The organism is Brachybacterium sp. AOP42-C2-15 (assembly GCF_052377065.1).
In the GTDB taxonomy this organism is placed as follows: Bacteria; Actinomycetota; Actinomycetes; order Actinomycetales; family Dermabacteraceae; genus Brachybacterium.
Genome location: NZ_JBQSWK010000044.1, coordinates 1 through 22,794, shown reverse-complemented (window position 1 = coordinate 22,794; position 22,794 = coordinate 1). Strand labels below are relative to the sequence as shown.

General features: G+C 69.4%; 24 protein-coding genes. 16 read left to right on the top strand and 8 right to left on the bottom strand.

All coding sequences use genetic code 11. The features are described from left to right. The 5 genes from ACT3SQ_RS16900 to ACT3SQ_RS16880 form a co-directional block, all read left to right on the top strand. Nucleotides 1-777 (top strand): ATP-binding cassette domain-containing protein (locus tag ACT3SQ_RS16900; RefSeq protein WP_444601460.1); only part of this gene is annotated, 777 nt, incomplete at its 5' end. Nucleotides 778-797: 20 nt separating this feature from the next. Further along, a complete protein-coding gene (locus ACT3SQ_RS16895; RefSeq protein WP_444592180.1) occupies nucleotides 798-1,745 on the top strand; it encodes a hypothetical protein in 948 nt (315 codons plus the stop codon). A 93-nt stretch (nucleotides 1,746-1,838) separates the two neighbouring features. Then, nucleotides 1,839-3,761: a translational GTPase TypA gene (gene typA, locus ACT3SQ_RS16890; RefSeq protein WP_441444194.1), complete on the top strand. Its 1,923-nt coding sequence runs from the start codon at nucleotides 1,839-1,841 to the stop codon at nucleotides 3,759-3,761. Between the two features lie 4 nt (nucleotides 3,762-3,765). After that, nucleotides 3,766-4,206: a hypothetical protein gene (locus ACT3SQ_RS16885; RefSeq protein WP_441444193.1), complete on the top strand. Its 441-nt coding sequence runs from the start codon at nucleotides 3,766-3,768 to the stop codon at nucleotides 4,204-4,206. Nucleotides 4,207-4,210: 4 nt separating this feature from the next. Beyond that, on the top strand, nucleotides 4,211-4,798 hold the full coding sequence (locus tag ACT3SQ_RS16880; RefSeq protein WP_444501738.1) for a CDP-alcohol phosphatidyltransferase family protein: 588 nt from the start codon (nucleotides 4,211-4,213) through the stop codon (nucleotides 4,796-4,798). Here ACT3SQ_RS16880 and ACT3SQ_RS16875 read toward each other — a convergent pair. Next, nucleotides 4,737-5,009, bottom strand: a complete 273-nt coding sequence (locus ACT3SQ_RS16875; protein WP_441444191.1) for a putative acetyltransferase — start codon at nucleotides 5,007-5,009, stop codon at nucleotides 4,737-4,739. The two genes, ACT3SQ_RS16880 and ACT3SQ_RS16875, sit on opposite strands and share 62 nt — an antisense overlap. A 161-nt stretch (nucleotides 5,010-5,170) precedes the next feature. Between ACT3SQ_RS16875 and fdxA the strand changes: the two genes are divergently transcribed. From fdxA to pflA, 6 genes are all read left to right on the top strand, one after another. Beyond that, the gene (gene fdxA / locus ACT3SQ_RS16870; RefSeq protein WP_441444190.1) at nucleotides 5,171-5,500 is read left to right on the top strand and encodes a ferredoxin; all 330 of its coding nucleotides are present in this window, start codon (nucleotides 5,171-5,173) and stop codon (nucleotides 5,498-5,500) included. Between the two features lie 3 nt (nucleotides 5,501-5,503). Next, nucleotides 5,504-6,703, top strand: coding sequence for a succinyldiaminopimelate transaminase (gene dapC, locus ACT3SQ_RS16865; protein WP_444601459.1), 1,200 nt, complete (start codon nucleotides 5,504-5,506; stop codon nucleotides 6,701-6,703). A 55-nt stretch (nucleotides 6,704-6,758) separates the two neighbouring features. Continuing rightward, a complete protein-coding gene (locus ACT3SQ_RS16860; protein ID WP_441444188.1) occupies nucleotides 6,759-8,111 on the top strand; it encodes a citrate synthase in 1,353 nt (450 codons plus the stop codon). 207 nt (nucleotides 8,112-8,318) lie between these two features. Further along, on the top strand, nucleotides 8,319-10,445 hold the full coding sequence (locus ACT3SQ_RS16855; RefSeq protein WP_441444187.1) for a pyruvate formate lyase family protein: 2,127 nt from the start codon (nucleotides 8,319-8,321) through the stop codon (nucleotides 10,443-10,445). A 59-nt stretch (nucleotides 10,446-10,504) separates the two neighbouring features. After that, nucleotides 10,505-10,765, top strand: coding sequence for an autonomous glycyl radical cofactor GrcA2 (gene grcA2, locus ACT3SQ_RS16850; protein WP_441444186.1), 261 nt, complete (start codon nucleotides 10,505-10,507; stop codon nucleotides 10,763-10,765). A 4-nt stretch (nucleotides 10,766-10,769) separates the two neighbouring features. After that, nucleotides 10,770-11,621: a pyruvate formate-lyase-activating protein gene (pflA, locus tag ACT3SQ_RS16845; protein WP_441444185.1), complete on the top strand. Its 852-nt coding sequence runs from the start codon at nucleotides 10,770-10,772 to the stop codon at nucleotides 11,619-11,621. Between the two features lie 66 nt (nucleotides 11,622-11,687). On the opposite strand, the gene ACT3SQ_RS16840 is transcribed toward pflA, so the two are convergent. From ACT3SQ_RS16840 to ACT3SQ_RS16830, 3 genes are all read right to left on the bottom strand, one after another. Beyond that, on the bottom strand, nucleotides 11,688-12,638 hold the full coding sequence (locus ACT3SQ_RS16840) for a hypothetical protein (protein WP_441444184.1): 951 nt from the start codon (nucleotides 12,636-12,638) through the stop codon (nucleotides 11,688-11,690). A 22-nt stretch (nucleotides 12,639-12,660) separates the two neighbouring features. Beyond that, complete coding sequence (dapD, locus tag ACT3SQ_RS16835; RefSeq protein WP_441444205.1) at nucleotides 12,661-13,644, bottom strand: 2,3,4,5-tetrahydropyridine-2,6-dicarboxylate N-succinyltransferase; 984 nt, start codon at nucleotides 13,642-13,644, stop codon at nucleotides 12,661-12,663. A gap of 88 nt (nucleotides 13,645-13,732) precedes the next feature. After that, nucleotides 13,733-14,419, bottom strand: a complete 687-nt coding sequence (locus tag ACT3SQ_RS16830) for an ArsR/SmtB family transcription factor (RefSeq protein ID WP_441444183.1) — start codon at nucleotides 14,417-14,419, stop codon at nucleotides 13,733-13,735. Between the two features lie 118 nt (nucleotides 14,420-14,537). Here ACT3SQ_RS16830 and ACT3SQ_RS16825 point away from each other — a divergent pair, with 118 nt between their 5' ends. Beyond that, on the top strand, nucleotides 14,538-15,818 hold the full coding sequence (locus tag ACT3SQ_RS16825; protein ID WP_441444182.1) for an MFS transporter: 1,281 nt from the start codon (nucleotides 14,538-14,540) through the stop codon (nucleotides 15,816-15,818). 21 nt (nucleotides 15,819-15,839) lie between these two features. Here ACT3SQ_RS16825 and ACT3SQ_RS16820 read toward each other — a convergent pair whose 3' ends face one another. Further along, nucleotides 15,840-16,736, bottom strand: coding sequence for a hypothetical protein (locus tag ACT3SQ_RS16820; RefSeq protein ID WP_441444181.1), 897 nt, complete (start codon nucleotides 16,734-16,736; stop codon nucleotides 15,840-15,842). Nucleotides 16,737-16,826: 90 nt separating this feature from the next. On the opposite strand from ACT3SQ_RS16820, the gene ACT3SQ_RS16815 reads away from it, so the two are divergent. Further along, nucleotides 16,827-18,587 (top strand): FAD/NAD(P)-binding protein, encoded by a 1,761-nt coding sequence (locus ACT3SQ_RS16815; RefSeq protein ID WP_441444180.1) that lies wholly within the window; start codon nucleotides 16,827-16,829, stop codon nucleotides 18,585-18,587. 12 nt (nucleotides 18,588-18,599) lie between these two features. Here the strand turns inward: ACT3SQ_RS16815 and ACT3SQ_RS16810 are convergent, their stop codons facing one another. Then, nucleotides 18,600-19,166 (bottom strand): hypothetical protein, encoded by a 567-nt coding sequence (locus ACT3SQ_RS16810; RefSeq protein WP_444601458.1) that lies wholly within the window; start codon nucleotides 19,164-19,166, stop codon nucleotides 18,600-18,602. 3 nt (nucleotides 19,167-19,169) lie between these two features. Continuing rightward, nucleotides 19,170-19,496, bottom strand: coding sequence for a hypothetical protein (locus ACT3SQ_RS16805; RefSeq protein WP_444601457.1), 327 nt, complete (start codon nucleotides 19,494-19,496; stop codon nucleotides 19,170-19,172). A gap of 69 nt (nucleotides 19,497-19,565) precedes the next feature. Here ACT3SQ_RS16805 and dapE point away from each other — a divergent pair, with 69 nt between their 5' ends. The 3 genes from dapE to ACT3SQ_RS16790 all read left to right on the top strand — a co-directional run bounded on the left by dapE (nucleotide 19,566) and on the right by ACT3SQ_RS16790 (nucleotide 22,023). Further along, entirely contained in the window at nucleotides 19,566-20,669 is a 1,104-nt protein-coding gene (dapE, locus tag ACT3SQ_RS16800; protein ID WP_441444178.1) for a succinyl-diaminopimelate desuccinylase, read from the top strand. A 16-nt stretch (nucleotides 20,670-20,685) separates the two neighbouring features. Beyond that, nucleotides 20,686-21,513 carry a TIGR00730 family Rossman fold protein gene (locus tag ACT3SQ_RS16795; protein ID WP_441444177.1) on the top strand — a complete coding sequence of 276 codons (828 nt, stop codon included), beginning with the start codon at nucleotides 20,686-20,688 and terminating at the stop codon, nucleotides 21,511-21,513. Between the two features lie 342 nt (nucleotides 21,514-21,855). Further along, nucleotides 21,856-22,023 carry a DUF3117 domain-containing protein gene (locus ACT3SQ_RS16790; protein ID WP_010551467.1) on the top strand — a complete coding sequence of 56 codons (168 nt, stop codon included), beginning with the start codon at nucleotides 21,856-21,858 and terminating at the stop codon, nucleotides 22,021-22,023. Nucleotides 22,024-22,173: 150 nt separating this feature from the next. Here ACT3SQ_RS16790 and ACT3SQ_RS16785 read toward each other — a convergent pair. Continuing rightward, a partial coding sequence (locus ACT3SQ_RS16785; RefSeq protein WP_444601456.1) for an O-methyltransferase occupies nucleotides 22,174-22,794 on the bottom strand: 621 nt, incomplete at its 5' end.

Genomic DNA, 22,794 nt, shown 5'->3' with positions numbered 1-22,794 from the left:
TCGGGCTCCGGCAAGTCCACCGTCGCCCAGATGGTCCTCAAGCTGCTCGAGCCCACGTCGGGCCGGGTGCTCTTCGAAGGGCAGGACGTACGGACGTACCGCGGTGCCGAGCTGAAGACCCTGCGCCGTAAGGTCCAGCCCATCTTCCAGAACCCCTACGGCACTCTCGACCCGATGTATTCGATCTTCCGCACCATCGAGGAGCCGCTGCGGCTGCACGGGATCGGGGATGCGAAGAGCCGTGAGGCGAAGGTGCGCGACCTGCTGGACAAGGTCGCGCTGCCGGCGGAGATGATGCGTCGTTACCCCAACGAGCTCTCGGGCGGCCAGCGCCAGCGCGTGGCGATCGCCCGCGCCCTCGCCCTGGATCCTGAGGTCGTGATCTGCGACGAGGCGGTCTCCGCGCTCGATGTGCTGGTCCAGGCCCAGGTGCTCGAGCTGCTCAACGACCTGAAGGCCGAGCTGGGCTTGACGTACCTCTTCATCACCCATGACCTGGCGGTGGTCCGCCAGATCGCGGACAACACCCTGGTCATGGACAAGGGGAAGGTCGTCGAGCAGGGCACCACCGATGAGGTCTTCCACTCCCCGCAGCAGGAGTACACCAAGCGACTGCTCGCGGCGATTCCCGGCGGCTCCATCCCGCTCGCGGGTTCGGAGACGATCGATGTGGAAGGCCCCCGAGGTCGACGCCGACGACGGGCAGGCCGACGGCCCGCAGATCGACGACGGCCCGATCGACCCCTTCGCGAGCGCCGGACACGTCTGAGAGCATGAGGTCGCTCAACTCTGACCGGTTGCCCGGCGAGCCCGACGACACCGATGACGCGATCGCCCGCGAGGCTGCGCGGGCGCGAGCCCGCCGGGCCGCTGGTGGCGGGCTGGGGGAGATGATCCCGCCGCTGACCCAGCAGGAGGAGCGTGACGCACGGATGCGGCGGCCCAGGCGTACAGCCTGGTCCCACACGCCCAGCCCCAGGACCTCCCACCACACGCCTGGCGGGTTCCTGGGCGGCCTCGTCCTCGAGCTTGTCATCACGCTCGGGATCCATCTGCTCTGGCCCGTGCTGGTGCGATGGATGAGCCTCCGGCGGGCGGCCGGGATCGTGGCCGGGACGGGGCTCGGGATGCTGTGTGGAGCTCTGGTGCTGCCCCGGCTCTCCTTCCCGGACAGCCGGGGGACGAGCGGTGACATGGTCGGCGTGCTCCTCAAGGGGGAGGTCGTCGCGATCACCCTGGCCGTCCTGGTGCTCGGGTTCGGTGGAATGTTCATCGCCCTGTTCGCCGGCCAGGCTCGTGCGGCACAGGTTCCGGAGGAGCGAGGGGCAGGGTTCGAGGCCGAGGCATCGCTGGACGCAGGTGCCTCCCATGGAGCGGTCCGCCCCAGAGAGGCCCGCCGTAGAGAGGCTCGCCCCAGAGAGGCCCGCCGCATAGAAGCCCGCCAGGGCCGGGCGCGGAGCCCCCAGCACCTGCTCGCGGGCGCCCTCCTGATCGCCGATCCTGTCGCCGTGGCGGTCACCTGGATCTTCCTCGCCACCCTGTTCACCGGCCAGTTCTTCTACGAGCCAGGGATCACGGTGAGGGCGTACGTGGCCGGGGAGACACCTCCGTCGTACTTCTCCCAGCCGATGATCGGTTCGCTGGTGTTCGGGGTGGTGCTGGCTGTGCCGCTGACCCTGGCAATCGGTGCGATGGCGTCGAACGTCTCATTCCCACCCCCTGGCGGGCGGGCCGCTGGCAGATAGACTCACTAAGGCCCTGGAGCGGGTCGCACCTGCAGTGCGACCGGGCGCTGCTCGGCCTTTGCCCGCAGCGCAACCCGAAATGAGCTTCCGCGTATGACTCTCCAGCACCGTACCGACCTGCGAAACGTCGCGATCGTCGCCCACGTCGACCATGGCAAGACCACTCTGGTGGACGCCATGCTCACCCAGGGCGGCGCCTTCTCCGATCACGACAACCACGGTGAGCGGGCGATGGACTCCGGGGAGCTGGAGCGCGAGAAGGGCATCACGATCCTCGCGAAGAACACCGCGATCCGCTACGTCGGACCGTCGGCTGCGGAGATCGGTGAGCCTGACGGCATCACCATCAACGTCATCGACACCCCCGGCCACGCCGACTTCGGCGGCGAGGTCGAGCGTGGACTGTCGATGGTCGACGGCGTCGTGCTGCTGGTGGACTCCTCCGAGGGCCCCCTCCCACAGACCCGCTTCGTGCTGCGCAAGGCGCTCGCCGCGAAGCTGCCGGTGATCCTCGTGGTCAACAAGGTGGACCGTCCCGACGCCCGTATCGACGAGGTCGTCGGTGAGGCCACCGACCTGCTGCTGGGCCTGGCCTCCGACCTCTCCGAGGAGATGGACGACATCGACCTCGATGCCGTCCTCGATGTCCCCGTGGTCTACGCCTCCGGCAAGGCCGGTCGCGCCTCGATCACCAAGCCGGCCGACGGCACCCTCCCCGAGGAGGAGACCGTCGAAGCGCTGTTCAAGACCATCCTCGAGCAGATCCCTGCTCCGGTCTACGACGACGAGGTGCCGCTGCAGGCGCACGTCACCAACCTCGACGCGTCCCCGTTCCTGGGCCGCCTCGCCCTGCTGCGCATCAAGAACGGTGAGCTCAGGAAGGGCCAGCAGGTCGCCTGGTGCGTCCAGGACGGCACCACCAAGCAGGTGAAGATCACCGAGCTGCTGGAGACCAAGGGCCTCTCGCGCGAGCCGATGACCCGCGCCGCCCTCCCCGGCGACATCGTCGCCGTCGCCGGCATCCCCGACATCATGATCGGCGAGACCCTCGCGGATCTGAACGATCCGCGGCCCCTGCCGCTGATCACCATCGACGATCCGGCGATCTCGATGACCATCGGCATCAACACCTCCCCGCTGGCCGGCAAGAACGGCAAGGGCCACAAGCTCACCGCCCGCCAGGTCAAGGACCGTCTGGAAGCCGAGCTGGTCGGCAACGTGTCCCTCAAGGTGCTCCCCACCGAGCGCCCCGACGCCTGGGAGGTGCAGGGCCGCGGCGAGCTGGCGCTGTCGATCCTGGTCGAGCAGATGCGCCGCGAGGGCTTCGAGCTCACCGTCGGCAAGCCGAAGGTGCTCACCCGTGAGATCGACGGCAAGACCCACGAGCCCGTGGAGCGCATGACCATCGACGTCCCCGAGGAGTACCTCGGCACCGTCACCCAGCTGATGGCGTCCCGCAAGGGCCGCATGGAGACCATGAGCAACCACGGCTCCGGCTGGGTGCGCATGGAGTTCGTGGTGCCCTCGCGCGGCCTGATCGGGTTCCGCACCCGGTTCATGACCGAGACCCGCGGCAATGGCATCGCCGCCTCCTACAACGACGGCTACGAGCCGTGGATGGGGAACATCGAGTTCCGCGCCACGGGCTCCCTGGTCGCCGACCGCGCCGGCAGCGTCACCCCCTTCGCGATGATCAACCTCCAGGAGCGCGGCTCCTTCTTCGTCGAGCCCACCTCCGAGGTGTACGCCGGCCAGATCGTGGGGGAGAACTCCCGCAACGAGGACATGGACGTCAACATCACGAAGGAGAAGAAGCTGACGAACATGCGTGCCGCGTCGTCGGACTCCTTCGAGAACCTGGTGCCACCGCGCCGCCTGACCCTCGAGGAGTCCCTCGAGTTCTCCCGCGAGGACGAGTGCGTCGAGGTCACCCCCGAGGTCGTGCGCATCCGCAAGGTGGTCCTCGATGCCAACGAGCGTCGTCGTGCGACGTCGAAGGCCAAGTCGGGGAAGTGACCTGGTGACCGTCGAGCAGCAGCCGGTGCGGCGAGTGGACACCACCTCGCTCGCCGCCCGGCTCACCCAGGCCGCGATGGCTGTGGTGCTCGCGATCGTCTCGGTGCTGCTGATGATCACCCTCCACCGGGTGGAGCTCCCGGTGGCAGGTCTCCGCCTGCCCGTCGGTCTGCTGTTCGGGGCGCTGTTCCAAGTGGTCACCAGCGTGTTCCTGTGGGCAGCGACCGGGTCGCGGCTCCCGCTGCTGGTGCTCGGCAGCCTGTGGGGCCTGCTGGCGATGCCGTTCCTGGGCGAAGGCCTGGGCGGCGGCGTGCTGATGCCGGCGATGCTGGGCACCGAGCCCCAGTACTCCGGCTGGGTGGTCCAGGGCCTCGGCCTCGTGATCCCCTTCCTGATCGCAGGCCTGATCACCCTTGTGCGCAGGGCCCGTACTCGGGCAAATTGAGCAGATGACCGCTCCGAAGCGCCCCCGACCTGACTGGGCGACGATCCCCAACCTGGTCACGCTGCTGCGCTTCGCACTGCTGGGCCCCGTGAGCCTGCTGCTGCTGGACGGTCCCGACACCCTCGCGGTGGTGCTGCTGCTGGTGTGGGCCTCGACCGACTGGATCGATGGGCTGCTGGCCCGCGCACTGGACCAGACCAGCCGCACCGGAGCGATCATCGACCCGATCGCCGACCGGGTGGGGTTGGTCGCGATCGTGCTCAGCCTTGCTGTCGCCGACCTGCTGCCCTGGGCTGCGCTCGCGATCATCCTGATCGTCGACGTGGCGATGGTCGTGCTCGCCACCCAGGCGGCCCTGGGCGGCCGGATCTCCGTCTCCTGGCTCGGCAAGATCCGCACCTTCGTGCTGATGGGCTCTGTATTCCTGCTGGTGGCGGCCGCTGCCTGGGCCCCGTCCCTGGTGCCCGCCGCGCAGGTGCTCTTCTGGATCGGGGTCGTGCTGCACACGGCTTCAGGCATCGACTACATCCTCAGGGCGCGGCGGGCCCCCGCCGTCGCACCGGAGGCGGTGGAACCTCCTTCGCCGCGATGACCAACGCCCGCAGCACTGTCATCGCGCCACGCTTGGTCATCACCTCCACCGACAGCTCGTCGGTGGCGAGGATCGTCCCCAGCGCATCGCTCATCGACTCCCCATGCGGGGACGACTCCCGGTCGATCGCATAGCGCAGCACCACGCGCCGCCCGTCCTGGAGGAAGGGCGCCCAACCGGCGCGGACCCGGTCATCATCATGCTCAGCCATCACTCGAGGCTATCCGCTGCCGCTGCCGCTGCCGTCAGCTCGGCCGGTGTCGATCGCCGGATGTGCGTCCCATCACCTCCGTGGCCCGCCGCCTCGTCGCAGGGCACGCGGCGCAGGCGGGATGACAGAATGGGGGAGTCTCCGACGGAAGGAAGCCGCTCATGACGTACGTCATCGCTCTGCCCTGTGTCGACGTCAAGGATCGTGCCTGCGTCGACGAGTGCCCCGTGGACTGCATCTACGAGGGCAACCGGATGCTCTACATCCAGCCCGATGAGTGTGTGGACTGCGGAGCCTGCGAGCCCGTCTGCCCCGTCGAGGCGATCTACTACGAGGACGACACCCCGGACCAGTGGGCCGAGTACTACAAGGCCAACGTCGAGTTCTTCGACGATCTCGGCGCCCCGGGCGGTGCGGCGAAGATGGGTGTGATCGACAAGGACCACCCCATCATCGAAGCCCTCCCGCTGCAGCCGAACCCCCTGGCCTGAGCCGTGGCCGCTCCGTCTTCCGGATCTCCTGCCGTCTCCGCATCTCCTACCGTTCCGGCAGCCCGTCGCAGTCTGGCCGCGCGGCTGCCGGAATTCCCCTGGGACGCCCTGACCCCGGCGAAGCAGCGCGCCGCCTCCCACCCGGACGGCATCGTCGATCTCTCCGTCGGCACCCCCGTCGATCCGACGCCCGCCTCCGTGCAGCAGGCCCTCGCCGCCGCCGCGGACAGCCCCGGTTACCCCACCACGATCGGCACCCCCGCGCTGCGGGAGGCGATCGTGGATTTCGTGCATCGTCACCGCGGTGCCCCCGCCTCTCTCGGCGTCGAGGGCGTGCTGCCCACCGTCGGCTCCAAGGAGCTGGTGGCGCACCTGCCCTTCCAGCTCGGCATCGGCCCTGGGGAGGCAGTGGCGTTCCCGCACATCGCCTATCCCACCTATGACATGGGCGCTCGGTTCGTGGGTGCGGAGTCTATGCCGCTGGACCTCGCTGCCCTGGCGGCATACGGGGATGCCGCGCTGCCGGAGCCGGGTGCCGCCGCGCGGATCCGCCTGCTGTGGCTGAACTCGCCGTCGAACCCCACCGGTGAGGTGCTGGACGTGGCCCAGCTGGCGGCGATCGTCACCTGGGCGCGGGAGCACGGGATCGTGGTCGCCTCCGACGAGTGCTACGCGCTGCTGCCCTGGACCGTGGACGAGGTGCCGTCGGTCCTGGACCCGCGAGTGAACGGCGGCTCGCTGGACGGGCTGCTGTGCGTGTACTCGTTGTCCAAGCAGTCGAACCTCGCCGGCTACCGGGCGGCCTTCGTGGCCGGCGACCCCGCTCTGGTGGGCGAGCTGGTGGCGGTGCGCAAGCAGGCCGGGATGATGCTCCCCGGCCCGCTCCAGACGGCGATGGTCACGGCTCTCGGTGATGATCGTGCCCCGGCTGCGCAGCGTGAGATCTATCGCGCTCGTCGCGCGGTGCTCGAGCCCGCGCTGGTGGCTGCAGGCGGCACGATCCACGGTTCCCAGGCTGGCCTGTACCTCTGGACCACCTTCGGTGAGGACGCGATGACCAGTGTCCAGCGCCTCGCAGACAGCGGTGTTCTGGTGGCCCCTGGGATGTTCTATGGTGTTGCTGGCGGGACTTTCGTCCGGGTCGCCCTCACCGCGACCGATGAGCGGATCGCTGCCGCCGCCCGGCGCCTCGAGCGCCTCTGACACCTCCGGCGCCCTTGCGCGCCGTACCGATCCGACCACGCACAACGGAGAGCCCATGGATCACACGACGACGTCCGCTCAGCTCAACCTGGGGGAGAAGACCCTCGATCTCCCGATCGTCCCCGCAGTGGAGGGGAACTCCGGCATCGCGATCGGCCCCCTGCGCAAGGAGACCGGTGAGGTCACCTACGACCCCGGCTTCATGAACACCGCGAATGCCAAGTCCTCGATCACCTACATCGACGGCGACGAGGGGATCCTGCGCTATCGCGGCTACCCGATCGAGCAGCTCGCGGAGAAGTCCAGCTACCTCGAGGTCTCCTACCTGCTGATCAACGGCGAGCTGCCCACCAAGGGCCAGCTCGACAACTTCGAAGCGAAGGTCGAGCACCGCACCCTGCTCGATGAGCGCTTCAAGCGCATGTTCGACAACTTCCCGCGCGATGCGCACCCGATGGCTGTGCTCCAGGCCGGCACCTCGGCGCTGTCGACCTTCTACCAGGATTCGCTGGATCCCTTCGACGAGGAGCAGGTGCGGATCTCCGCCGTGCGGCTGCTCGCGAAGATGCCCACGATGGCTGCCTACGCGCATCGGATCGCCCAGGGTCACGCGCTGCTCTATCCCGACAACCGGCTCTCGCTGATCGAGAACTTCCTGCGCCTGACGTTCGGGTTCCCGGTGGAGGACTACATCGCCGACCCGGTCGTGGTGCGCGCGATGGAGCAGCTGCTGATTCTGCACGCCGACCATGAGCAGAACTGCTCGACCTCCGCGGTCCGACTCGTCGGCTCCGCCCAGGCGAACCTGTTCACCTCGATCTCCGCCGGGATCGGCGCGCTCTCGGGTCCCGCCCACGGCGGCGCCAACGCCGCGGTGATGGACATGCTCGACCAGATCCAGGCCGAGAACATGGACCCGCGCGACTTCATGGAGAAGGTGAAGCGCAAGGAGGACGGCATCCGGCTGATGGGCTTCGGCCACCGGGTGTACAAGAACTACGATCCCCGCGCCCGCATCGTCAAGAAGATCGCCGACGACGTCCTCGAGCGCCTCGGCGTCAACGACTCCCGCCTCGAGCTGGCGATGCAGCTCGAGGAGATCGCGCTGAAGGACGACTACTTCGTCGAGCGCAAGCTCTACCCCAACGTCGACTTCTACACGGGCCTGATCTACAAGGCGATCGGCTTCCCCACGGAGATGTTCACGGTGCTGTTCGCCATCGGCCGCCTGCCGGGCTGGATCGCCCAGTGGGAAGAGATGGTCCACGACCCGGAGACCAAGATCGGTCGCCCCCGCCAGATCTACACCGGCCATGCCGAGCGGGACTACACGGCGATGGAGGACCGCACCGGCACCAGCGAGCTGCGCCTGGCCGCCCTCCAGTCCGACATCGAGAAGCGCGGCTGATCCCTCGCCTCTGAGGTCACCGGTCTCCCGAGACCGCCCGCACCTGAGCGCCCTGACCGTGCGACCCCTCCCCGTGAGGAGCGTCGCTGTTCAGGGCGTTCTCGTCGGGACCTTCCGCCCGCTCCCGCAGCGTTCCTCGCCCTAGCCTGAAGGCATCCGTGAAGGGCCCGCAGCGCCGAGGCCCTTCCGCCCAGCGAGGAGGACCCGATGACGACTGCCACCACCGATCGCCCCGGCACCGAGGCCGCAGGCCAGGACGCCTGGGACGGCTTCGCCCCCGGTCCCTGGCAGGAGCGGATCGAGGTGCGCGACTTCATCCAGCGCAACTACACCCCCTACGGCGGGGACGCCTCGTTCCTGGCCGGCCCCACCGAGAAGACGCTGCGGGTCTGGGACCACCTCGAGACTCACTATCTCTCCGAGGAGCGCCGTCGCCGCGTCTACGACGTCGACACCCATACCCCCGCGGACGTCGACGCCTTCCCTGCCGGCTACATCAGCGAGGACGACGACGTGATCGTCGGCCTGCAGACCGATGTGCCGCTCAAACGCGCCATGATGCCCGCCGGCGGCTGGCGGATGGTGGAGACCGCCATCAAGGAAGCGGGCAAGGAGGTCGACGAGGACGTCAAGAAGATCTTCACCCAGTACCGCAAGACCCACAACGACGCCGTCTTCGACATCTACACCCCGCGGATCCGCGCCGCCCGCTCGAGCCACATCATCACCGGGCTGCCGGACTCCTACGGGCGCGGCCGCATCATCGGCGACTACCGCCGCCTGGCCCTGTACGGCGCCGAGTTCCTCATCGCCGACAAGCAGCGCGCCAAGGATGCGGTGGCCGACCAGCCCTTCTCTGAGCACTGGGCCCGCTACCGCGAGGAGCACTCCGAGCAGATCAGGGCACTGAAGAAGCTGATGCGACTGGGGGAGTCCTACGGTCTGGACCTGCGCCGCCCTGCCGCGAACGCGCAGGAGGCCGTGCAGTGGACCTATATGGCCTATCTCGCCGCAGTGAAGAGCCAGGACGGCGCCGCCATGTCCATCGGCCGCCTCTCCGCCTTCCTCGACGTATACGTCGAGCGGGACCTCGCCGCGGGCACGATCACCGAGTCGCAGGCCCAGGAGTACATCGATGCGCTCGTGATCAAGCTCCGCATCGTCCGCTTCCTGCGCACGATCGACTACGACCAGATCTTCTCCGGCGATCCCTACTGGGCGACCTGGTCCGATGGCGGCTTCTCCGCCGACGGCCGCGCGCAGGTCACCAAGACCTCGTTCCGGCTGCTGCAGACCCTGCGGAACCTCGGAGCCGCCCCGGAACCGAACATCACCATCTTCTGGGACCCCGAGCTGCCGGCGGGGTACAAGGAGTTCTGCTCGGCGATCTCGATCGAGACCTCCTCGATCCAGTACGAGTCCGATCAGCAGATCCGTGACCGCTGGGGCGATGATGCGGCGATCGCCTGCTGCGTCTCGCCGATGGAGGTCGGCAAGCAGATGCAGTTCTTCGGCGCCCGGGTCAACGCCGGCAAGGCGCTGCTCTACGCCATCAACGGCGGCCGCGACGAGGTCTCCGGGAAGCAGATCACCACCGAGGGCGAGTTCGCACCCATCTCCGGGGACGGCCCGCTGGACTTCGACGAGGTCTGGAACCGGTACGAACAGATGCTGGACTGGGTGGTGGGCACCTACGTCGAGGCGCTGAACATCATCCACTACAGCCACGACCGCTACGCCTACGAGGCGATGGAGATGGCGCTGCACGACAGCGAGATCGTGCGCACCATGGGCTGCGGCATCGCCGGCCTCTCGATCGTCGCGGACTCCCTCTCGGCGATCAAGCACGCGAAGGTCACCCCGGTGCGCGATGAGACCGGGCTGGTGGTCGACTACCTCACCGAGGGCGACTTCCCCCGCTACGGCAACGACGACGACCGCGCCGACGACATCGCCGCGACGATCGTGCACACGGTGATGCAGAAGATCACCGCGATCCCCATGTACCGCGAGGCGATCCCGACCCAGTCGGTGCTGACCATCACCTCGAACGTCGTCTACGGCAAGGCCACGGGGTCCTTCCCCTCCGGCCACCGCGCGGGCACCCCCTTCTCTCCTGGAGCGAACCCCGAGAACGGGGCCGACACCCACGGAATGGTCGCCTCGATGCTGAGCGTCGGCAAGCTCGACTACCACGATGCCCTCGACGGCATCTCGCTGACCAACACCATCACCCCGCAGGGCCTGGGTCGTACCAAGGGCGAGCAGGTCACCAACCTGGTCGGCATCCTCGACGCCGGCTTCGTGATGGATGAAGAGATGGGGGAGCAGTGACCACCCGAGCCGACCGGACCGCCACTGCCAACTCCTCCACCACCACTCAGGAGACAGCCATGACCACCCGCCCCGTCACGACCTACGCCGAACGCCTGGCCTCGATGAAGGCCAACCGTGCGAAGAACAAGATGGAATCAGGTCTGTTCCACGCGAACATCAACGTGCTCAACAAGGACACCCTGGTCGATGCGATGGAGAGGCCGGAGGACTATCCGAACCTCACCGTGCGGGTCTCCGGCTATGCGGTCAATTTCGTCAAGCTCACCCGTGAGCAGCAGCTGGACGTGCTGGACCGCACCTTCCACCAGGGCGCCTGAGGGCATGGAGCAGAGCGCTGACCTGCTGGCCACACCCGCCCGGAACCGGCGCACCGGTGCGGGGATCGAGGGCATGGCTGAGGTCGAGCTCGAGAGATCCGATCGGCTGACCGCGGTCAGGGAGGGCCAGGTCGCCTCCCTCCACTCCTGGGAGCTGGTCACCGCGGTGGACGGACCCGGCACGCGGCTGACCCTCTTCTTCGCCGGCTGTCCGTTGCGGTGCGTGTACTGCCACAATCCCGACACGATGGAGATGCGACGCGGGCAGGATGTGGGGCTGGAGGAGATCGTGCGCCGCATCCGCCGCTACCGGCGCGTGTTCTCCGCGTCCGGCGGCGGGCTCACCCTCTCCGGGGGAGAGGTGCTGATGCAGCCTGCCTTCGCCGGGAAGGTGCTGCGCGCGGCGAAGGAGATGGGCGTCCACACCGCAATCGACACCTCCGGCTACCTGGGCGCGGTCGCGTCCGACGCCTTCCTCGATGATGTCGACCTGGTGCTGCTGGACGTGAAGTCCGGCAGCGAGGAGTCCTACCAGGCGCTCACCGGCCGCACGCTGCAGCCGACCATCGACTTCGGGGACCGGCTCGCACGCCGCGGCATCCCGATCTGGCTCCGCTTCGTAGTGGTGCCCGGCTGGACCGACGGCGAGCACAACGTCGAGAAGGTCGTGGACATCGTGGAGCGCTGGAAGAACGTGATCGAGCGGGTCGAGGTGCTGCCCTTCCACAACATGGGCCAGGACAAGTGGGACACGCTCGGGATGGAGTACAAGCTGCGCGATGCTCAGCCGCCCAGTCGGGAGGTCATGGAGCGGGTGCGGGGCCAGTTCCGCGCCCGCGGGCTCACGGTGCACTGAGGCTGGCGCGGCGCGTACAGTCCGCACCGCAGGCCATGCACGCGCATCACGCTCTGCGCAGCCGGTTCAGCGCCCGCTGACCAGTACCACCACGCGGTCTGTCGCGCCGCCGCCGGTCGCGGTCCAGCTCGCCGCCTCGTCCCCGCGCAGCGAGCGATCCCAGACCCGTCCCTGGTAGGACACCTGGACCACGCCGTCGTCGGCCGCGCGGGCGACGGCCCAGTTCGCGAGGGCCCAGCCGATCGCGTCGTCGCCGCCCGGATCGATCACCAGCGCGGTCGCTCCGGCGTCGGCCGGCAGCTGCGGTGCCGCGCCGGAGGCCGCGGCCAGGGTCGAGGTGACCCGGCCGGACCCGAGAGCGCGGGGGAACTGGCGTGCGAGCTCCTCGCGGACCTGCTCGGGGGAGACGACGGAGCCGACGGAGTCGAGGGTGCACACCAGGTTCGCGCCGCTCTGCCCTGTCAGCGCCGAGGCGTACAGCCGTCCCTCGGTCTCGTGATCTCGGTAGGCCTCGGGATGGCCCGAGCGCTGGACCTCCTGGGCGACGTCGTTGATGTCGGCGCTCTGGTAGTCGGGGATCGTCTCCAGCACGTCATAGAAGGCGTTGGAGGAGTAGATCGGGTCCATGATCTCCGCCTCGGTGCCCCAGCCCTGCGAGGGCCGCTGCTGGAACAGTCCCAGTGAATCGCGGTCCCCGTAGTCGATGTTCCGCAGCTGCGACTCCTGATAGGCGGTCGCCAGAGCGATCGACGCCGCTCGCGGCGGCAGCTGCCGGTCCACGGCCGTCGCGCTGATGAGGGCGGCGTTGGCGACCCGTTCCGTGCTGTAGCGATGGGTGGTGCCGAGCCCGGCGGCCACGCAGGTACCCTCATGGGCGGGCGAGCCGTAGCGCTGCAGCGCGACATAGCTGCCGCCCGCGATACCCGCGAAGAGCAGCACCATCACCAGCGGGACCACGAGATGGCGGGCAAGAGACCGGCTCCGACCCCGTGCTCGCCGTCCGGCGCGCGCCGTCATCCCGGGTGCTCCTGGTCCGCCGTCAGTTCGCGTGCAGGGCGGCGTTGAGCTCGACGGTCTGGCCCTTCCGGGCCACCGCCTGCACCGCACCGCTCAGCGAATTCCGACGGAACAGCAGGTTGGGCACACCGGAGAGGTCACGGGCCTTGACCACGTGGGCCCCTTCCATCCCTTCCCCCACGGTGCCCGCCTCTCCGATGACCTCGACCTTGGTGCCCGCGGTGAGGTAGAGCCCCGCCTCGACCACGCAGTCATCGCCGATCGCGATGCCCACACCGGCCTCGGCGCCCAGCAGGGAGCGGCGACCGATGCTGACGCGCTCGGTGCCCCCGCCGGAGAGGGTGCCCATGGTGGAGGCGCCGCCGCCCACGTCGGAGCCGTCGCCCACGACGACGCCCTGGGAGATACGGCCCTCGATCATCGAGGCGCCCAGGGTTCCGGCGTTGAAGTTCACGAAGCCCTCATGCATCACGGTGGTGCCCTCGGCGAGGTGGGCGCCGAGGCGCACCCGGTCCGCGTCGCCGATGCGCACGCCGGTGGGCATGACGTAGTCGACCATCCGGGGGAACTTGTCGACGCTGAGCACGGTGGGGGTGCGGCCTGCGGAGATCAGGCGCAGGCGGGTCTCCTCGAAGCCGGTCACGGCGCAGGGCCCCTCAGTCGTCCACACCACATTGGTGAGCGCGCCGAAGAGTCCGTCGAGGTTCTGGCCGTTGGGCTGGACGAGCCGGTGGGAGAGCAGGTGCAGGCGGAGGTAGGCGTCGGCGGCGTCGATCGGGGCGGCAGCGAGCTCGATCACGCGCACCACCGCTTCCTGGGCGGTGCCGCGGACCTCGTCAGCGCGCGCTGCGGAGCTCAGCTGGGCATGCAGAGGGTGGCTCTCAGGAGCCTCGGGAACCGCTCCCAGCTGCGGGGCGGGGTACCAGGTGTCGAGGGTGGAACCGTCCGCGGCGAGGGTGCTGAGGCCGATGCCCCAGGCGTGGGTGGCGGGGGAGGACGTCGGCAGCGTAGTCACGGGGAGAGTCTACGAAGCATGCACCGTGGAATGCCCGTCGCAACCACGCGGCGGGGTGAAAAGCACACTCAGGTGCAGGCTACTTATCCCGCTTTGGAGACTGCTCTCCGACGGCCGCCCAGAGGACCCGGAACGTCAATGCGACACCGTCGGAATCGGGATCGCCCAGGATGTCTGCGTCGTGTTCATCGCGGTTCAGCTGGCTGTACTCCCGAACCTTCGTGGAGACCAGGCGATTCAGCTCACGCATCTGCTCCCTGGACAGGCGCAGTGAGGTGCCGTGCATGGTTCCCAGCCCGTCCTCCGGGGACACATCCTCGGCCCGGGAGCGGGCGATCTCGGCACTGAAGGCCGAACGCATCCACTCGAAGGCGGCCAGGGCCGTGGCTCCGGACGCGGCGAGGTACTCCGTGTCAGTGCTGTCGGGGTCATTCACGGAGCGAGCGCTGCTGCCACCGTGATTGAAGGATGTCTGAGCGAGGCGCCATACTCGGTCACGCCGATCACGGGCAGCCTCCGGCGCGTCCTCAATGACGCCTCCGCGCGCCAGGATCCGCAGGTGGTAGCTCACCGAGTTGGCGGGAAGACCGAGATCGGCGGCGATATCCGCGGCGCGGGCGGTGCCCCTGCGACCCACCCGCTCCATGATCTCCAGACGCAGAGGATGGGCCATCGCCCGCAGTTGGTCGCGGGTCGCGTATTCCGGCTTTGCCGAGCTCACCAGCGGTGTCCTCTCGTCCTCGCCCGTCGGCGCGTCGCTGCTCATCTCCGCAGTCTACGGAGAATCGCGTGATGCGCACTGGCCCGTGCGCTAGAGATCTTGCACAACATCACTTGCGCAAGATCTATTGCGCACCATGTCTTGTGTAAGTAACGTTCCGGTCATGACGACCACTGCCGCCACGCCCGCGCCGACGCCGACACTGCGTGCGAACCTCGAGTACCACCGCTGGCTGGTGGGGGACCTCTGCCTCGACCTCGGCGCCGGGATCGGGACGTTCGCTTTCCCCTTGATCACCCTGATGGTCACGGACTCACTCGGTGCGACCGGGCTGGTGGGGCTCGTACAGGGTCTGGGGGTCCTGGTCGGGATGATTCCGGGCGGGCTGCTAGCGGACCGCTACGAGCGGCGGCGCCTACGGCTGCTCGCCGGGGTGACGGGGGTGGTGGTGCAGGCCGTGCTCATCACGGTGCTCGCGGCAGGGTGGGGGAGTTTCATCACGCTCGCCGCCCTCGCGTTCGCGGATCGGCTCCGAGGGACCCTGTTCGGGAGTGCCTCGAACGCGATGCTCAAGCAGATCGTGCCGCCGGCCCTGTTGCCCCGCGCCTTCGCGGTGAACGAAGGTCGCGAAGCCGCAGTGGAGATGGGGGCCGGCCCGCTCGGCGGCGCGCTGCTGGGCCTGTCGATTCTCTGCCCGCCGCTCATGCAGCTGCTGGGCAATCTCGGCTCCGTCCTCGCCACCCTCTCGATGCGCGGAAAGTACTACCCCCGCACTGAGCCTTCGCCACCGACCCGAGTACGGGATGAGCTGCGCGAGGCCGTCTCTTGGGTGCTCTCCCAGCGCATCCGCCTGCAGCTGATGGGGGTCGCCGTCGCTGTGAACCTCGGGTTGAACGGTCTGATCCTCGCAGTGCTGCTGAACCTCGCCTCCGGGGGTGTGTCAGCGGCGCGGATCGGCCTGTTGAATACGGTGCTTGCCGCGTCGATTCTGCTCGGAGCCATCGCCGCACCGCGCCTGGTGGACCGAGTTCCCACCGGGGCGGTGGTCATCACGCCGCTGCTGCTGATGGCCATGGTCGGGGCATTCATCCCCTTCGCCCCGGGGATGCTCTGGATCGCAGCTGCGTATGCGCTGATGGGACTCGGCCTGGCCCCGCTGAACGCTGCGACGCAAGGCTTCTTCATGCACCTCACCCCGGTGGCGATGCAGGGGCGGATCGGTGCGCTGATGGGCCTGGTCTCGATGGGGCTGATGCCGCTGGGGCCAGTGCTCGCCGGCTGGGGCCTCGAGGTCGTCGGGCCCCTGCCCACGATGCTGATGTTCGCGAGCATCACCCTGCTGGGGGCGCTGATCTCGCTGCTGGGACGCGATCTGCGCCGGATCCCGGTCGCCGGGCAGTGGGAGAGCTATGCCCGCGAACAGGGACTGGCCGCTGAGGAGTGACGGCGTCGGCTCCCTGACCGGTCAGGCGTCGAGCTCGGAGGTCTGCCCGATCCACTCCGCGGCCCGCGCGCGACGGGCCACCTTCAGCAGCCGACGATGGCGCAGATAGATCGTGAGCACCGCGGCGACCAGCGCGACCACCCCGCCCCCGAGCATCCAGGGTGCGTACTCGCCCAGTCCCTGTTCGTCTCCGAGCATGAGGGTGATCAGCAGGATCGCCGCTCCGCTGACGATCGCCAGCACTCCGGCGCCGACCAGGAGAGCCGGGCCCAGGGCCTGCACGAGCGCGGGTCCGGCAGATTCGCCCTGCAGCGGGCGGCGCAGCGGCAGCCCCCGGCCGAGCTGTCCGGGGCGCGAGGCCGCCCAGTCCAGCAGGATCCGGTCCCGTCGCAGGGTCGCGATCTTCCCGATGATCGCAGCGAGCAGCGCGGCCACGACGAGCGTCCCGAGCAGCGGCAGCGCCTGATCCGGGAGACGATCCGAGATCCCGGACCCCTCGGAGCGGATGCTCAGCACGACCGTGGCCACGAAGCACCCCAGCACCACCAGCAGCAGCACCGCCTCGACCAGCCGCAGCGGCAGCTGCCGGGCGTCCTGCTCGGCCTGGGCCGCAGAGTCGAGTTCATCGGCGACCGGATCGGCGCCCTCCTCGAGCACCACCCGGCGCTCATCGGCGAGGCGCTGGACGAACTCCTCGGTGTGCTGGCCGGCGCGCAGTGACGGCGCGTACTGCGCCCGCTGTGCGGTGGTGAGCCAGGCGGTCATCACCAGTGCGTCGGCCGAAGCGCGCTCCTCGGGCAGCAGATCGGCATTGACGATCGCCCGGAGCCTCGCAGCCTGACGCCCGCCGAACGGACCGCTGGGATTCGCCGGCTCGGATCGAGGCAGGTGCCTCGGCGGTGGCGCGGGAGTGGACATGCCGACATGGTCCCAGATCGGCGGACCCGCAGGGGCCATGAGGACGGAATCTCGTCCAGAGCCGTGTGCTGGCCGCGCCATACTTGAGGGATGACCGCAGCCACCGATCCCGTCCGTACCGTCGCCGTCGTCGGGGCAGGACCGCGGGGCACCGCCATCATCGAGCGCCTGGTCGCGGCCTCGACCAGCTCCGAGTGGCGCGGCGCGCTCACGGTGCATCTGATCGACCCGCTGGTGGGGCGCGGCGGTGCGGTCTGGCGGCACGACCAGTCCGAGGTGCTGCTGATGAACACCACCACCCGCCAGACCACGATGTACCCCGACGAATCGTGCCACGCGGTGCTCCCTGCCTCACGCACAGAGACTCTCGCAGACCACCTCGCCGGTGAGGGGCTCGCGCCCACTGACTTCGCTTCCCGCGCAGCCCACGGCCGCTACCTCGCCCATGTGCTCGAGACGGCGAAGGCCGACGCCGATCCCGCCCGGCTGCGGATCGTCGAGCACGCCGCCGAAGCGGTCGACGTGACCGGGGAGGCTGACGGGCCACAGCGCGTGCGGCTGTCCGACGGGCGCGTGCTGCGCGCCGACGCGGTCGCGCTCGCGCTCGGGCACCTTCCCACCGCGCTCAGCCCCCGCTCGCAGCAGCTGGCCGACGCCGCGGAGCGTCACGGCCTGGTCCATCTCGGTCCCGCGAACCCGCTCGAGGTGGACTACGCCTCGCTGCTGGGACGGGAGGCCGTCGCCGTCCAGGGCATGGGCCTGAACTTCTACGACGCGATCGGGATGCTCACCGCCGCTGCCGGCGGCCGCTTCGAGTCGGATCACACCGCCCCGTCGGGCCTGCGCTATGTGCCCGGGGGCGGCGAGCCGCTCCTGGTGGTCGGCTCCCGCTCCGGCATGGTCTACCGGCCCAAGCCCGATCTCGGCGCGCAGATGCCCGAGCCCTACCTTCCCGAGGTGCTCACGGGGGAGCGGGTGCTCGAGCTCGCAGTGCGCGCCGCCGGCGTGGACCACGAGCACGACGTGATGCCGCTGATGTTCGCGGAGCTGCGCAGAGCACTGCACAGAGGCGGATTCCCCGAGCTCGCCCGCGACGAAGCACTGCTCCCGCTGCTGTTCCCCTTCGGCCGACGCGGGGGAGAGAACCCGCATCCCGCGCGCAGCACCCGGGAGGTGCTCGAGGAGGCGCTGCGAGCCGCGGCCGAGCCCGATCCCGCCTGGGTGCTGATCTATCGGGTGCTGATCGCCCTGCGGATCCAGGTCAACCGGCTCACCGATCTCGGCGCCTACACCACCGAGTCCGTACGGCAGGACATCGACGGCCATCTGCGCAACGCCTTCGCCTCCTGGGCCTCGGGCCCGCCCGTGCTGCGGGCACGGCAGGTGCTCGCCCTGGCCGAGGCGGGACTGCTGGAGTTCACCGGCCCCCGCATGCACCTGGACATCGACGACGAGGCGGGCCGCTTCGCGGTGCACGGCGCCGAGGGTGAGACCACCTTGTGCGACGGGGTGCTCGAGGCGCACCTGCCGCCGGTGGATCTGCCCGCCTACCGCAGCGCCCTGCTGGGCGCCTGGCGCGAGCGGGGGGAGGCGCAGAAGGATTTCTGGGCCTCCCGCGGCACCCGGCGCCGGATGCTCACCGGCTCGATCGCCGTGGATGGTCTGTATGCGCCGGTCGGGGTGGATGGCACGGTCTACGAACGCAGGCTCCTGGTCGGAGTCCCCGTCAGCACCGCCCAGCCGGGTTCCTCGATCACCGCCGAGCCCGGCACCGGCGCCCAGCTGCTGCGCCATGCCGAGGCGATCGCGCTGAGGCTGGCCCGGGCCGGCGGAGCGCTCGCCGAGGACTGAGCGCTGCGTGACCTACTCGTCGTCGAGGCTCTCTGTGTCGTCCCATTCCTCTGAGTCGTCCGAGTCATCCCACTCAGCAGCCTCATCAGCATCGTCTTCGTCGTCATCCGGCCGGGCATGATCCGAGGTCGGCAGCCACTCCAGAGCGTGTCGACGGCGGCCCACGATCATGCGCATCGGACGCCGCCCCAGGAGATACGCGGCGCCGAGCACCGTGATGAGCAGCGCAGGCCAGAGGAGGAAACTCTCGACCTCGAGCTCCTCCCAGCCCGGCGCCCTCCCATCGGCGATCGCCCGTGAGAACCCGGGCCAGGCGTCCCACGCCAGGATCACGAGCAGGAGCCCGCCGAACGCCGTCGTCCAGGCCATGACGGACCGGGCGGCTCGGCTCTCCCAGAGGGAGGGCGCATCGACGGTCCCGACCGGCGGCAGCCCGCGTGCGAGCTGCCCGTCCCGCCCCGCGGCCCAGTCGATCAGCACCGTCACCCGTCGCCGTGCGATCAGCCGGCGCCAGCACCACTGGACCAGCAGCATCACGCCGCCGAGGACCAGCCCGATCGCACCGAGGGCGAAGAGCACTTCCTAGCTGAACAGGATTCCGAGCCCACCGGCGACCAGGAACACCGCGCCGACCAGGATGAGCGCACACTCGGCGCGGGAGGCATGTCCCGTGAGGCGCTGCGTGCGGGAATCAGCGGTGATCACGGCCTCCGCGCTCTCGAGCTCCTCCGGCTGGGGGACGGGTCGGGACTCGAGCACTGCCCGCCGCGCGGCGGCGAGGTTCCCCGCAGCGATCTGCTCGTCGCTCGAGCCGGCGCAGCGGGTGCGCTGCGAGACGTCGAGCAGCCCGGCGATCACCCTGCCGTCCGACTCCGCGCGAGTGCGCAGTTCCTCGCCGTCGAGCTGCACAGCACTCCTTCGCGGTGGGTGGATGACCGCAGCGATCCTGCCATACCCGGACGTGGCACGATGACCGCCATGAGCAACCAGGCCGCCCCTGCCCTCGACCCCCGCGCCGACATCGTCGACCTCACCGCTGCGATCGTCGACCTCGAATCCGTCTCCGGGAACGAGCAGGCGCTCGCGGATGCCGTCGAGCAGGCGCTGCGCGTGCACGCGCCCCATCTCGAGGTGCTGCGTGATGGAGACACCGTCATCGCCCGCACCCACCGGGGCCTTGCCCAGCGCGTGCTGCTGGCCGGCCATCTCGACACCGTCCCGCTCGCGGACAACCTGCCCTCGACCCGCCGGGTCCGTGAGGGTCGCGAGGAGCTGGTGGGCAGGGGCACCTGCGACATGAAGGGCGGGGTCGCGGTGTTCCTCAAGCTCGCCGTCGAAGCAGCCACCGCCCCTGTGGATCTCACCTGGATCTTCTACGACCACGAGGAGGTCGCGGCGGCGGACAACGCCCTGACCCGGATCGCCGTAGAGCATCCCGACTACCTCGAGGCGGACTTCGCGATCCTCGGCGAACCGACCTCGGCCGGGGTCGAGGGAGGCTGCAAGGGCACGATGAAGCTCGAGGTCACCACCCGCGGCGTCGCCGCCCACTCCGCCCGGGACTGGGTCGGCGACAACGCGATCCACCATCTCGCCCCCGTGCTCGAACGCCTCGCCGCCTACGAGGCACGGCGCGCCGTGATCGATGGGCTCGAGTACCGCGAGTGCCTCAACGCCGTCTCGATCACCGGCGGCATCGCCGGCAACGTGATCCCAGATCGGGCCAGCGCCGTGCTGAACTACCGCTTCGCCCCGGACACCTCCGTCGAGCAGGCCGAGGCGCACGTGCAGGAGGTCCTCGAAGGCCTGGACCTGGAGATCGTCGTGATCGATGCGGCCGGGGGCGCGCTGCCCGGTCTGGACAACGATGCGGCTCGCGGATTCCTCGCGGCTCTCGGCGAGGGCGTGTCGCTGGCCGCGAAGCAGGGCTGGACCGACGTCGCCCGCTTCTCCGCGCTGGGCACCCCTGCGGTGAACTTCGGCCCCGGCGATCCGCTGCTCGCCCACACCGATGACGAACACGTGCCGCTGGAGGATCTCGAGGCGGCCCTGGTGGGGCTGCGCCGATTCCTGGCCGTCTGAGAGCTACGCTCGCTCCATGACGCCTGAGGAACGAGAGCAATACCGCAAGGGCCCGATCACGATGCGCGGCTCCCAACGACCCGACCGGACCGCCGATCAGCGGCTCCTGGAAGAGGGTGGCAACGGCCAGTGGGTCCACTCCGATCCCTGGAGGGTGCTGCGGATCCAGTCCGAGTTCGTCGAGGGCTTCGGGGCACTGGCCGAGCTCGGCCCCGCCATCTCCATCTTCGGCTCCGCCCGGCTGGGCGAGGACGACCCCTATTACCAGTGCGCGGTGGAGATCGCCAAGGGCGTGGTCGACCTGGGCTACGCGGTGATCACCGGTGGCGGCCCGGGCATCATGGAAGCGGGGAACCGGGGCGCGAAGGAGGCCGGAGGCGTCTCCGTGGGGCTCGGGATCGAGCTGCCCTACGAGACCGGCCTGAACCAGTACGTCGATCTCGGTGTCGACTTCCGCTACTTCTTCGCCCGCAAGACGATGTTCGTGAAGTACTCCAGCGGCTTCGTGGTGATGCCGGGAGGCTTCGGCACCTTCGATGAGCTGTTCGAGGCCCTGTGCCTCATGCAGACCCACAAGGTCGACCTGTTCCCCGTGGTCCTGGTGGGCCGCTCCTACTGGCAGGGGCTGCTGGACTGGCTGCGCACGGCGGTGGCGGAGGGCGGGATGATCAATCCTGCCGACATCGACCTGATGCGCGTGGTGGACACTCCCGAGGAAGCGCTCGAGGTGCTGCGCGAGGCGGCGGAGGTCGAGTCCGCCGACAAGCAGGAGGCCCTCCGGCGATCGGCCGCCACGCACGTCGCCCGCGCAGAGGCTGCGCGTCAGGTCGTAGCGGAGGGATGAACACCTTCGGTCGACGAACTGCGAGGGACGAGTGGGAGGAGACCGACTCATGAACTCCGTCGGTCGACGAACTGCGAGGGACGAGCGGGAGGGGGCTGGCGCATGAGTGCAGCGAGTCCGATGGTGCTGCTCCTGCTGCTCGTCGCAGTGCTGGTGGGAGCGCTCATGGTGGGGGTCGCCATGGGCCGGTTCGGGGACGGTATCGACCTCCCGGCGAGGCCTCGCCGGACCCGACGTGCGAAAAGGTCCCGAGACCTGAGATAATGGCCACCGTACGCGCATTGCCCGAGGCCCCGTCCGGGGGAGCCATGCAAGGGCAGTGACACACCAAGGAGGCACGCGATGGCTGCTATGAAGCCGCGCACCGGGGACGGTCCGCTCGAAGTCGTGGAAGAGGGACGCAGCATCATCATGCGAGTCCCGCTCGAGGGGGGCGGCCGGTTGGTCGTCGAGATCGCCGCGTCGGAAGCCGTGGAGCTGCGGGATGCCCTCGAGGGCGTCATCAAGTAGAACTCGCCATCCCAGACCACAGCCCCGCACCATTCGGTGCGGGGCTGTTGTTGTTGTCTCAGGCGGTGTTCATCAGGCCGTGCGGTGCCGTGCCGTGCGGTGCAGTGCGTTCCGGGGACGGGCGTTCACACGGGAGCCTGCGGTCGGGTCTCAGCCGCGCAGCACTGCGGCGAGCACCCCGTCCCCGCTGCCGGTCAGCGTGGCCACCAGGTCCTCGGAATCGGTGATCCCCTTCAGCAGTGCGCGCACCGCCTGGGTGGTCGCATCCCGCGCCGCCGGGTCGGCAACTCGATCGTGGTAGAGCGCATGGGGGATCACAAGCACGCCGCCCGGCCGCAGCAGCCGGCGGGCGTGCTCGAGCAGGTCCAGCGCATGTGGGGCATGGGCCGGGAAGCTCACCAGGTCGTAGGCATGATCGGTGAGGCGGCCGACGACGTCACGGGGACGCCCGGCGATGGTCCGCACCCGGGGGGAGCGGATCCCGGCCTCGGCGAAGGCCTCGCGGGCCGCGCGCTGGTTCTCGACCTCGGGGTCGATCGTGGTGAGCACTCCCTCCGGGTGCATGCCGGAGAGCAGATAGAGGGAGCCGACGCCGCTGCCGGTGCCGATCTCGACTGCAGAGCGTGCATGCACCGCCGCGGCGAGCACCCGCATGAGCGCCCCGGCGCCCGGGAGCACCGGGGTGGCGCCGAGCTCGGCGCCACGATCCCTGGCTCGGGCGAGGATGCCATCGTCGGAGAAGAGGGTCGCCTCATCGACGAACTCCTCCCC